Source organism: Chryseobacterium glaciei, from assembly GCF_001648155.1.
In the GTDB taxonomy this organism is placed as follows: domain Bacteria; phylum Bacteroidota; class Bacteroidia; order Flavobacteriales; family Weeksellaceae; genus Chryseobacterium; species Chryseobacterium glaciei.
Genome location: NZ_CP015199.1, coordinates 3,681,349 through 3,693,795 on the forward strand (window position 1 = coordinate 3,681,349; position 12,447 = coordinate 3,693,795).

Sequence of the window (12,447 nt, forward strand, 5' to 3'; positions counted from 1 at the left end):
AATAAGAAGAAAATATAATTATGTCAGAAAATAAGCATATTAGTATATCAAAAAATATAGAAACGGAGGATCAAACCGATTTTCATTTTCTACGCAGAACAGGTGTTGAGTACATAGAAAAGTTAGGAGGAAAACTCTGGACAGATTACAACTCTCATGATCCCGGTATTACCACTTTGGAAGTTTTAAGTTATGCCATCACAGATCTTGGTATGAGAATGAACTTAAACATGGAAGATATCTTGGCATCTGAAGACGAAAAGAAAGATATTCATACACAGTTTCTAAAGGCTACAGAAATTCTACCTTCAAGACCTTTGAACGAGGTTGACTACAGAAAGTTGTTTATAGATATCAACTTTAAGTCAGGTCATCAAAGACCAATCCGTAATTGTTGGTTGGTTCCTAAAACCGAAAAGTTATATGTTGACTGTAAAACCGGAAAATTAGACTTTAAACCTATTGGAGATAAGGTAAAAGATTTTGATGTAAAAGGAATGTATGATCTCTATGTAGATTATGCTGAAGATATTGATGTTGAGGATATTAATGGAAGAAAATGCGAGAAATCTAATGTCAATCTTAAAATATTAGACCGCTACCATACCAACAGAAGCCTTTGTGAAGATTTGGCTGAAATTAAAGAAGTCGAAACCCAAAAAGTGGCAGTGTGTGCCCGTATCGGACTTGTAAACAAAGCTGATGAAGAGCTTGTACACGCTAAAGTAACAAGAGCGATTAATAATTATTTGGCTCCGGAGGTTCATTTTTATTCACTAAAACAACTGCTTGATAAAGGTCAAACTACAGATGAAATTTTTGAAGGACCACTTTTAGATAATGGTTTTATTGATACTGAAGAACTTAAAAACAGCCAATTAAGAAGAGAGGTTCGTGTTTCGGATATCATCAGTGAACTTATGAAAATTGATGGTGTTAAAGAAATTCATGAAATTTCTATTACAGGTTGTGATAATGTCATCAAGCAAACAAACGACTGGTTGATCTGTATTGAAAAAGGTAAAAAACCTGAGCTATGCGAATTAAGTTCGTTCAGCTACAGTAAAGGTTCTCTTCCGTTAAATATCAATGATGCAAAAGTTCAGGAGTATTTAAAAACTCTTAAAAGAGAAGAAGAAGTATTGAGAGAAGATGCCAGACAAAATAAAGAATTGGTTTTACCACAAGGAACCTCATATGATATCGCAAACTATGCGACTATTTTAAATGAATTTCCGGATACTTATGGAGTCGGAATATCAGGAATTATAGGAAATCAAAACCCGGAGAGAGAAGCTTTAGCTAAACAATTAAAAGGTTATTTATTGTTTTTTGATCAAATCCTTGCAAGCTACTTTAAGCATCTTGAAAAAGTAAAAGAAGTTTTAAGTGTAAATGGGGATTTAAAGAGAACTTATTTTACACAAGCTCTTAAAAATATTAAAGGTTTTGATGAATTGGTTTCTAATTATGATGCCGAAAGTGATGATAAACTTACAGATTCATTGTACGAAGAGCTGGACAATAGTGTAGAACGTCGAAATGAAGTGTTAGATCATTTGATTTCTCGTTTTGCTGAAACATTTAGCGACTATACGTTCTTAATGAAATCATTGTACGGAAAATCTGCTGATGAAATTGTCTTAAGCAACAAAGAAAACTTCTTAAACGAGTATCAATCATTAAGTAAAGACCGAGGATTGGGCTACGATTATACATTAATTGGAGATTCAGATAATTGGAATACAGATAATATTTCCGGTGCACAGAAAAGAATTGCCCGTTTGTTGGGAATTAAAAATTATTCTCAGAGAAATTTATCTCAATCGCCAGTCTCAATCATTAAAACTGAAAACGGTGATGGTAAATATAGCTACACCTGGAAAATAAAAGATGCAACCAGCAGCAATATTGTTTTATCGTCTGTAAATACATACGAAATTGAATACGCTGCAACCAAAAATTTGAATGAAGCGATTTATCAAACCATTCAAATAGATCAGGAAGATCTTGAAAATGCATTAGAAACATTAGAAGAAGGTCAAGATTCTTATGATTTAATTGGAAATATACAAATTCGTTTTTCTGGAGGAGGTAATTATTATTTTGATATTGTAGATGATACAGATAAGAAAAATGTAATGGCTACTCATAAAAAGACCAATCCTTATCCGGATTTAAACACATTGAAAATCGGAATTAGGGAGACGGTGAAGTATTTTAAATATGATTTTACAGAAGAGGGTATTTTCCTTATTGAGCATTTGTTATTAAAACCAACAGCTAAAGATTATAAACTCATGGGTGGTATCGGCTGTATGGAGATTGGAGCAACTTTTAGAATATCATTTGACATTGAAGCAGATTATTCTATAACAGACCCGGTAAAGTATTCGGAAGCCCTCATGTCTTCTTGTGAAGAAGATTGCGAAACAGATGTTTTTGATCCTTACTCTTACCGTGTAAGCGTTGTTCTTCCTGGCTTTGCTTATCGTTTCCAGGATCCTGATTTCAGACGCTATGCCGAAACAGTTATCAGACAGGAAATTCCGGCTCATGTTTTAGCAAAAATTTGCTGGGTTGGAGATCGATTGAGCGAAAAACAAACAGCTCAAAACGACTTGTCTGAATTTGAAGTTGCTTTTAAAAAATACCTTTCAGATAAATCGAAAAACAATACAGCTAATTTAGGAAACAGCATTCAGGATTTACTGATCGCTCTTACCAATTTGAACAATATTTATCGACCGGGAAGACTCTTAGACTGTGCAATAGATGATAATGACGGCCTAGACGGAAAAATAATTTTAGGACAATCAAACATATAAAAATTGAAAAACAATGAATGCCAAATTAGATAATGTAACAACCCAATATAGAAAGTTCAACGTAAATCAAGCGTTAACAGAAGGGCAATTAAACGAATTTATAGACTATTTCGAAGATCAGGACAGGCTATCAAGAACTCGTCTGAGCGGCGTGGGTGTAGTATGTGGTTTTAGATCTGAGTACGTAGATTTTATCTTACAGCCTGAAGTTTCAAGGGAAAAAGAATCTAAACCTGGAGACTTAGATCTTGAAAATCCCCTTCAGACTATTATGATTACACAGGGTGCCGGGGTTACCACAGACGGAGACTTAATAACGCTGCGCCAAAAAGAAGATAGTCCTTCAGAAGTTACTATAGACTTCGAAGTTAAAAATTATAGATATTATAAAAATTATATTGATAAGGTCGGATATGAATATTTTCGTATTGGAGGTAATCAAATCCCTCTTGTGGAATTGTTTACAGAAAAGGAATTAAAAGCTGCCGGTGCTAATATTGCAGACTATAAACCAGTAAGCGACATCGGTAATATAAACGATAAAATTATAATTTTATATTTAGAAAGTTATTCAAACGAGGAGTCACCTTGTGAAGATGCTGATTGTGATAACACCGGAGCAGAGCAAGTGTCTAATCTTAAAGTGCTTTTAGCAGATTCAGCGTCTGTTTCAGCTCTTATTGCAAGAGGCGATGCAAAAGATACTATCTATAAGGCTCACAATGCTTATGAAGAACTTTTTGATCATTTACCTAAAGTAGAGGCAAAAAGAGTTATTCTGGATGCTGATACTACATCAGCGTCGAAATTAAAAACAAAATTTAGGGATGCTAGTGATGCGGTTGCAGAATTAAGCGATGGTTTTAATGCAATTGCAAGTAATTTTAACGTAAGTGTAAACCTTGGCGGGCAATCACTTACAGATAAATTGACTTCTTTATTGCTTCCGACAATACCGTCAAGATTAGAAGATTATCAATACCGATATGATTTGCTAAAAGATTTAGTAGATACATACAATGAGATTAAAGGCTTGATTTTACATCTAAATTTTGAGTGTTGTCCAGGGATAGCTTCATTCCCTAAACACCTTATGTTAGGGGCTGTCGGAACAACACTAGAATTAGGAAAATATGTGCCTTTCCGTCATGGTTTTTATAATTCACCTATAACCACAAATGATGATGAGAATTACGAAAAAGTAGTAATGCTTGCCAATCGTTTTGTACAGAAATTAAATGGATTTCAATCATACCTCGGACCTATTAAAATTACCCCTTCTAATCTTTATGTAAGATTGGGTGATAAAGCAATCCCGTACTACTACAATGTAGATAAACCATTATTGACTCAATGGAACTTTGAAAAAACAAAAACCGATAGAGAAACCTACAATTTAAGCTATCATACAACCAATTTGGCCGGAGAAAACTTTGTTCAAGATCCATTGAATTATAATATTGACAACAACGACTTCTACAGAGTTGAAGGTCATTTAGGATTACCTTACAAAACAGCCTTACAAAATATCAACGATCTGAAAACAAAATACGGATTAGCTTTTGATGTCATTGCGTTGGTTTTACAGAAAGGTGAAAAACCTGGTGGCGATGTTCCAAGAGAGAAAACGGTATCAATTGATGATTTAAGAAAACAATTGGTGTCGATTTCTAGTGACATCAGTAACAAAAAAAATGATTCACAAAGTACTTTACTAAACATATCTAAATTAGATGAAAAGTTAAGATTATTAAACCAGGCTGAATTCTCAAAAGAAGGATCGCCAGACGGTGTAAATGTTGTAAAACAAGATCCTAAAAAAGACGATGTTGTAAGCGAGCTTTTAAGCGAATTTTTAGAAAGAAAATCGGGCTTAGAGCATGTGGCTGGTGTAGAACCGGGTGGAACTTTTGTTTTAATTTACGAATCAGAAACAAATAACCAGGTTTTGGCAGATTTCTCATTGCCTTACTTATGTTGTTCTAAAAAAGAACCGGTCTCCCTTATATTGCCAAGCGCTAAGCTATGTCAAAAAGATGCTCCGATTGCTATGACAGTCATTCCGCCAAACGGAGAAGTAAAAGCATTTGTAAATGGTGTTCAGGTACCGGCAATTACACAATCTGCAGGTCAGAGTTACTTTGATCCAGGTTTAGTTACTTCAAGTTATTTGGAGCAGACAATTACCTTTACTGTTAATGATGATTTTGTAGAGACTCAAATGGTTGTACACAAAAATCCGGAAATCGTATCTGTATTATCTGGTACGGTAACTTATGAGGCTCCTACGACAAATCCGGATACAACAAATCCAGATGCAAAAGTTGAATTTGATGTAGTTGGAAACCTTGCAGGTTTTACGTTTACATGGAATTTTGATGATGGTACCCAGATCATACCTAACGAAGCACCGACTAATAAGAAAATTCATGTTTACAAACTAACTGCAGGGCAGGAAGATACTTTCAACCCAACACTTACGGTAACCAATAGTAACGGATGTAGTACGGTTTATAGATTAGCACCATTAAAGTTAACTGGACAATCTACGATTGCTTGTTTAACAGGTATGAGGATTCTTATTCAGTATATCCATGCAAAGGAAAATGGAAATCATACTTGTAATGCAGCAGTGTTTAATTTAAAAGGAAACGGATTAATTATAGGAGGTAATCCAAATGGAAATGTTTTCTTAAATAATGCGGGAGGCCCAGATGATAAACTGAATTATCCTGACAATTATCCACCAAATTATACAGGATTTGATAGAGCGAGTGAAATTATTATTAATCAGGATGAAGCACAGCAAATCGCAGCATTATCCCCAGACGGATTTATATCATTCTCTCTTGAATGTGCATTGGGTTACTGTCATACCGGGGTTGCCTGGACTCAGATATTCCTTGCTGATAGTCAGGTTCCGATTTATGATGATTATCCAGAGAATAATTTCTTATCAATTAACCCTTGTACAGGTGATACAAGATAATAATTCGATAAAGGAGAAATAGTTTAATAATAACTCCATAGGCAGAAATACTGTCTATGGAGTTTATTAAACTGTCTTAATAAATCATTAAAAAATTAACAATAATGAATAATCAATTAAGTAATATATCAACTCAATATCGCAAATTCAGTAAAGGACAATATATAGAACATACCCAGTTCAACGAGTTTTTGGATTTTTTTGAAGATCAGGACCGTTTGTCTAGATTGCTGCTGCAAGGAGTAGGTGTTGTATGTGGTCTCAAGCCAAATCTTATGTATACAAATAAGATTTTGAGTAGTATACAGCTTTCTCAGGGAGCAGCACTAACAACCGACGGCGATTTACTAACCTTGAATAATACAAGTGCGGTGAGTGGAGATTTGTATGTAAGTGATCTAAAAACCATTAACATAGAAAGTAAAAATTATACACATTTTAAAGTGTATGATAATTTTAAGGTAAAATATCCGTCATTTTATGATGATGACAAAAAACAGATTGAACTTTGGGAGTTAGCAACTGCTCAGGAAGCAAATTCTGATTTTCAACCCATTAGTAATCTTTCAGATGTAGAAAACAAATATTTGTTGCTGTATTTAGAGGATTACGAAAAAGAAGTTAAGCCTTGTAGAGGAGTTGATTGTGATAATCATGGAATCCAACAAATTAGAAATCTTAAAGTATTAGTTACCACGGCACAAGGAATTATTAATATTCTTGGAGATGATAGTGTTCTACCTCTACCGGATCCTATAGATGGTAGTATTACGCCAAATAGAAAAGATCGTATTCAGCCTCATCCTTTGTTTATAGAAGATATATTGAGAGCTGAAAAACAAGAGCGAGTTATTGTAGAACGACTTATTTTAGAGAAAGGAGTTGATGCAAAATTTTCTTCTTCTGATGTAAAAGGTTTGTACTCTGCTGCTTTAGAAACAAATAGTTATGGTGAGATTGTTTTTGAAAGAATCAATGCAATCTCTCAAATAATGGGACTTACAATTGTTGGCCATCAGGGCTTTAAAAGTGCATTAGAATATTGTCTTACACAGACAACAGGTTTTCAGTATGCTTATGATGTCGTAAAAGATTTAATGGATACCTATTTTGAAATTATAAAATTGCTTCCTAAATCCTTTACTAAAGGCTTTCCGGATTTGAATTCTTTTCCCAAACACATTATGCTTGGAAAATTGGTGTCGAATACCCAATTAGATTCATTTAGACATCAGTTTTATAATTCGCCTGTTTTAGATGATGAAAAAGCAACAGAAAGAGTTAAAGCATTAATTAATCGCTTTCATCAACAGGCGCAGAATTTTAGGTATTCCAGTAGTTTTGAAGATGAGGCGCAAATTAAAATCACTCCATCTCAAAAACTAAATCCTCTTAGTAATAAAGCGGTTCCTTTTTACTACCAGATTACAAAAGAACTTTTGAAAACGTGGAATTTTGATAAAACAAGCAATCGATCATTTGGAGATAATTTAGGATATGCTATCAATTTCTTTACCCCGAATACACAGATACAGGATGATTCTTTACATTTTAATATAGATAAAAATTCGTTTTATAATATAGAAGGACATCAGGGGATGGATTACCAAATGGCCTTTGAACAAATAAAGAAAATCAAAGATGAGCTGCAGCTTGGATTTGATATTATGGTTTTGTCTTTAGAGGATTTAGTAGATAATAAAGACCTTTATAAAGCGTACTTCAATGAATACTTAGAAAAACATCCTGGATTAGAACATAAACGTGGAGCTGAGCGAGGAGGTACGTTTGTCATTGTCTATGAATCATTAGAAAACCCAAAGGTTTTTGCGGATTTTTCACTTCCATACATCTGTTGTACACCAAAAATTGAAGCCGATTTAAGTTTGCCAAATACTGTTATTTGTGCTGAGGCTAGCCGTATACCTTTTAAAGTGCTTCCTCTAGGTGGTGTTGTAAAAGCTGTTGTCGATTCAGAATTGAATGGAGTAGAAATAATTGATGGAAAATATTTCTTTAATCCAAAATTAGTAAGCGATGATCTGCATGGTCAGGTAATTACCTTTACAGTAAACGGAAAGCCAACCAACTGTAGGATTAAAGTTATTGCAGAGCCTAAAGTAAAAGTGGTGGTTGATTATGTCTTCTATCCTGAAGGTAACTCAATAGCAACAACTGTAAACTTTATCGTTTCCGCAGAAAATGGACAAGATATTACGGACTATACGTATAGCTGGAATTTCTGGGATAATGATAGTTGGGTTACTCTGCAACCTGATTCTAAAGGATATGTTAAATATACTTTATACAATGTGGTTCCAACAAGAATTCCAACAATAAAGGTAAAAGTGAATGGTGGTGGATGTACTCAGGATATAGAGATAAGAGATTGGTATGATGTTCCTCTTGTGCCTTCTGTTGCAATAAAAAGTATCAGATTCTCAGATGTAAATTGTTGCCAATATACCATTCCTACTGTTACGGCTAAGGCAATGGGGCCTACAAGTGTTGGGTTAAAGGATGTTTTTTTTAAATTAAATGGCGAAGCTCAAGGGCCATCATCACTTATCTATTCATGGGCAAAATTAAAAGGTCCAATAGTAACGCTTACCGGAGTTAATACACTTGATCTTCAAGTTGATGATTTAGTGGTTGGAGAATATGAATTTCAACTTACAGCTGTGGATGTTGATAGCGGAGCATTTGCTAAATCTGACATATTGTTCGTAAACGTATATCGTTAAGGCTAATTAAAATTTTGTGTGATACATATTGTAAAGGGATGATTTGTAAACTAAAGAATCATCCCTTTTACATCAATTAACTAATAAAATAACAATAAAAAATAATATAATGGAAGCAGCAAAATGCAATGTTTTATTAAAACTAGAGTATGATTATACTCCTTCGGTTCCTATTACATCTTCAACTGCAGTCTATAAATATAGAATCAAAAATTCTATGAGTCCGTATACTGAACTTGCTAAGAACCCGGCACCCATGAGTGAAGAAGAGGTGTCTCTTCCTGACATTCAATCTGCCGGTGAATATGAGCTAAAAGTAGAATTAGCTGTAAATGGAGCTACTGATGAGGAAACATTTTTTTTTCAAGTAGACAAGTGTGATGTATCATTTTGTAAGGATCCGTCTATTGAAAAAGTATATTTGGGTGTGAATGATCAAATAATAATGGATTATACAGTAGATGAGACAGATCTTAATGCAGTAGAATATCAAATAGCTACAGATAGTCAATTTCATAATATTATTCATTTTAGGGTACTTTTAAAAAGTGATTACAAGCCCACTGAATATATTGAAATGAATGATGGAACCATTATTAATGAGACTAAATTATTCATTAGAGCAAGAAAACACTGTTCTCCATCTGGAGTTTCAGTTTGGTCAAATGTAGTTGAGTTTACATCTGGGAAATGGGGTAATCTGCCAGTTCTTTATCCTTTTGATTTTGCCTATTGTGTGTCGGGGAAATTTGAAGGTAAGGATCCAAGGGATATTGGTGAGGGCAGTATTTGTCAGTCAAGTAATAATCCATTTGCGAGAAAGGTATATCTTACTACACCTGTTCCTGAAATAGGGAGTTTTATTTATAATAGATACGTTACACCAGCAAGGCCTGCAGTAAAAGGAGATCTATTGGATTTTGATGGAGTAAATTCAGGTTTCAATGAATATGGACTAAGATGGATTAGATTTGAAAAAGATGGCATTAACCCAACTGTAATTTATGATGTAGAGCCAACCACTGGCGAAATTGTTAATATTTCTTTACGTTATAATTGTAATTTCTAATTCTACTCATCTAAAATAACTAATAAAATCCTCATTCATTGAGGATTTTATTCAGTCAAGCAGTTTTTTTAATTATCTTCTATTGTTTTTACGTCTTGTACTTATAATATTGAAAAGTTTCGCAACATCCTCCAAGTGGATTTCGAAATCATCGTAATATTCATTTAGAGAATGAAGGGTGATAATGCCTCTCTCAACATCGTGGTTGACGATTCTCTTTACCAAAATTCCCTTCTCTTTGTGAACGATTACAAAATCCCACTTGTCGTAATGCAGTTTGCTCATCCAATAATCTTGTCTGATGTTTCTGCATAAAATAATGTCGCCTTCCAGATAGCTTTCGTACGATCCGTTGTCCATGCTGTCTCCTTTTACTTCAAAACACATGTATTCGCCTCGGTGCTCTATATCGTCAGTAAAAGGAATCGTTGGTAAGCTTTCTATATACTCTTCATCTGCAAAACTATGTAAATAACCGGCTTGTGCATATTGATTTGCAAGCGGAACATTCATAATTTTTAAATTTGAAAAAACAACAGGAGATGCACTGTCATTTAGCTTCTTTTCTTGTTCCTCCAGTAAATTGGTTATAAAATAAGCAGTCGTTTCGGGTATTTTTCGTTCGCCTTTTTCCCAATATTGTACGGCTCTGGTGCCAACACCTATAGATTTTGCTATATCAGCCTGCTTCATTTTTAGTTTCTTTCGGATTTCTTTGAATTCTAAATAGTTCATTTTGATATGTTTACAGTTGTTTTTTAAAAATAAACGAAAAATATTCGCTTTTATATTTAATAATACGAACAATGTTCGTATATTTGTAATGTTGTTAAGATGGAACACTGCAAATGTACAAAATTATATTTATAATTTAATGTCATTTTGATATTTAAATGCTTTGTTTAAACTGTTTTGATTCTTATAATCAAAAAGTTAACAAATATTTTGTACAGAGTGAATTTTGAAATTAGATTTTATTTATTTTGTTTTATCCAGCGCTAATTAAAACGAAATGAATTTTTTAATCTAAAAAAATGCAAAAAATGCGTTTTTTAATTTTAATATTATAGCTTTTTGTGCATGTTGTATAATCTGATTAATGAAAAAAATGCGTTTATTTTTTTAAGAATAAAAAATAAACCAAAAAATGTAGACTAACACTACTGTTTAGCATATAAAATATCGATTAATTATAGCTATCAGTAAGATTGTTACTACATCCTAAAGGGAAAACAAATTTTGTGAAATAACCTCACTTATTTTTAAAGATAATTTAAAAGTAAAATACAGTATTGCGTTCTTTTACAACAAATTACGAGAAGTAAATGCCAGCTGTTTAATTGTTTATAAAACATAGATTTCTTATAAACATCAATAGAGTCATTTACGAAAAAGTAAAATTTAGAAGAAAGAAGCCGGGTATCATTTCTATTAGAAAATACCGGATATCAACTTCTGAAAAAATCAAAATTAAATAATCTAATTAGACATCCGTTTAAAGGCTTTAAGTAGGCCTTTAGGGTTTCTTATTGACCCAATTAAACATAAAAAATTTCAGAAACATGAAAGCTTGTCTAATTTAAAAATAAACTTTTAACCATAAAATAAACTTTTAACCACCAAATGAAACGTAGTAAAGAATTAGTAGAGAAAAGAAAAGATTTTGTGATTGACTATGTAAAACGTAATCAAGATAAACAGATGAAAGTGATTGTAACCGAGTTAACAGAAATGTTGTTTTTATCGGAAAGAACGATATATAACATTCTTCTTCAGAGTTAGTTTGAAAATAGTAAAACAAAATTCAGTTTTTGCATTTATAATGCCTTCAATAACTAACCCGATCATATTAATTAAAGAGGTTGTCCTAACATCTTTTTCAAATTTAAGTTTATACATAAAATACTAAGGTGAAACGGTTTTTGCTTTTTAGTTCTATTGTTTTAGGTGAAACATAAACCTGAAAAAAAGAAACCGTTTGACCTTGGATTGTTAGAGAAATCAATTTTAAAAGATTAAAAAAAAGCAATTGTTCATTTAATAAAACTTAGAAACCATGAAAAAAAAAGAAAAGAAAAAAAAGAAAGAAAAGAAAGAAAAACTGCAAAAGTCTAGCAAAGACATCAGTGATCTTATCGATGAATTAGCTTATGTAAATGAAAGTATTCAAAAAAGCAAAAGGTTTTTAGATGATATGTACATACTGGCTCAAGAATAATTAAACATTTAAAAGCTATGGAAAAATCAAAATTTTTAATAAATAATATATAGGAAAAAAATGAATCTGGATAGTATAAAAGCTCTATTAATCGGAACTGCAATTGCATTTTCAGGAGGATTATTAAGGGTGCTAGTTTCAATACAAAACAAAGAGAAAAAACAACCATGGGAGCACTTTGTCACATTAGCAATAGTAGTAATTGTTGGTCTTACAATGAGTTATTTAATGAATAGAGCCGAATTACACAACAAATGGTATTCAACAGGAGTATTATTTGTGCTTGGCTACGGCTATGATAAATTCTTGAAAATGATCACTACAAATCTGCCTAATTGGATTGATAAAGCAGTGAATCTTTTTATTGAAAACCGATATGGGGTAAAAACTAATAGACAAACTGATGAAGGAGAAGAGAAAAAAGACGATGTGCTTTAATAGAAAATTAAGTAATGAAAACTCTTCACTGCAACTACAGAATCCATCTCTTAAAAAGTAGATAATTCTCCTTAAAAAGAGTGAATTTTGAATATGAAAACCTGAAAACTCAAAAAACAAGAAAGCAAAAAATATAAGTGGCTCAGCATTACCTGTTTCTT

7 protein-coding genes are annotated in these 12,447 nt (G+C 32.8%); 6 read left to right on the forward strand and 1 reads right to left on the reverse strand.

Annotation, left to right across the window (positions count from 1 at the left end; translation table 11 throughout):
• The first annotated feature begins 20 nt into the window (after nucleotides 1-20).
• The 4 genes from A0O34_RS16585 (at nucleotide 21) to A0O34_RS16600 (ending at nucleotide 9,630) form a co-directional block, all read left to right on the forward strand.
• The gene (locus A0O34_RS16585; protein WP_066757057.1) at nucleotides 21-2,828 is read left to right on the forward strand and encodes a hypothetical protein; all 2,808 of its coding nucleotides are present in this window, start codon (nucleotides 21-23) and stop codon (nucleotides 2,826-2,828) included.
• A gap of 13 nt (nucleotides 2,829-2,841) precedes the next feature.
• A complete protein-coding gene (locus A0O34_RS16590) occupies nucleotides 2,842-5,817 on the forward strand; it encodes a PKD domain-containing protein (protein WP_066757060.1) in 2,976 nt (991 codons plus the stop codon).
• 275 nt (nucleotides 5,818-6,092) lie between these two features.
• On the forward strand, nucleotides 6,093-8,561 hold the full coding sequence (locus tag A0O34_RS16595; RefSeq protein ID WP_157886047.1) for a PKD domain-containing protein: 2,469 nt from the start codon (nucleotides 6,093-6,095) through the stop codon (nucleotides 8,559-8,561).
• Between the two features lie 109 nt (nucleotides 8,562-8,670).
• Nucleotides 8,671-9,630, forward strand: a complete 960-nt coding sequence (locus A0O34_RS16600) for a hypothetical protein (protein ID WP_066757068.1) — start codon at nucleotides 8,671-8,673, stop codon at nucleotides 9,628-9,630.
• A 72-nt stretch (nucleotides 9,631-9,702) separates the two neighbouring features.
• Here A0O34_RS16600 and A0O34_RS16605 read toward each other — a convergent pair whose 3' ends face one another.
• Nucleotides 9,703-10,365: a S24 family peptidase gene (locus A0O34_RS16605; protein WP_066757071.1), complete on the reverse strand. Its 663-nt coding sequence runs from the start codon at nucleotides 10,363-10,365 to the stop codon at nucleotides 9,703-9,705.
• A gap of 1,321 nt (nucleotides 10,366-11,686) precedes the next feature.
• On the opposite strand from A0O34_RS16605, the gene A0O34_RS22395 reads away from it, so the two are divergent.
• Nucleotides 11,687-11,848 carry a hypothetical protein gene (locus A0O34_RS22395; protein WP_157886048.1) on the forward strand — a complete coding sequence of 54 codons (162 nt, stop codon included), beginning with the start codon at nucleotides 11,687-11,689 and terminating at the stop codon, nucleotides 11,846-11,848.
• 60 nt (nucleotides 11,849-11,908) lie between these two features.
• Complete coding sequence (locus tag A0O34_RS16610) at nucleotides 11,909-12,286, forward strand: hypothetical protein (protein ID WP_066757074.1); 378 nt, start codon at nucleotides 11,909-11,911, stop codon at nucleotides 12,284-12,286.
• The last annotated feature ends 161 nt before the right edge of the window (nucleotides 12,287-12,447 follow it).

Excerpts from the sequence above, each read along its gene's own strand:
- A0O34_RS16605 (WP_066757071.1), bottom strand. The coding sequence starts at position 10,365 with ATGAACTATTTAGAATTCAAAGAAATCCGAAAGAAACTAAAAATGAAG.
- A0O34_RS16595 (WP_157886047.1), top strand. The coding sequence starts at position 6,093 with ATGTATACAAATAAGATTTTGAGTAGTATACAGCTTTCTCAGGGAGCA.
- A0O34_RS16590 (WP_066757060.1), top strand. The coding sequence starts at position 2,842 with ATGAATGCCAAATTAGATAATGTAACAACCCAATATAGAAAGTTCAAC.
- A0O34_RS16600 (WP_066757068.1), top strand. The coding sequence starts at position 8,671 with ATGGAAGCAGCAAAATGCAATGTTTTATTAAAACTAGAGTATGATTAT.
- A0O34_RS16585 (WP_066757057.1), top strand. The coding sequence starts at position 21 with ATGTCAGAAAATAAGCATATTAGTATATCAAAAAATATAGAAACGGAG.
- A0O34_RS16610 (WP_066757074.1), top strand. The coding sequence starts at position 11,909 with ATGAATCTGGATAGTATAAAAGCTCTATTAATCGGAACTGCAATTGCA.
- A0O34_RS22395 (WP_157886048.1), top strand. The coding sequence starts at position 11,687 with ATGAAAAAAAAAGAAAAGAAAAAAAAGAAAGAAAAGAAAGAAAAACTG.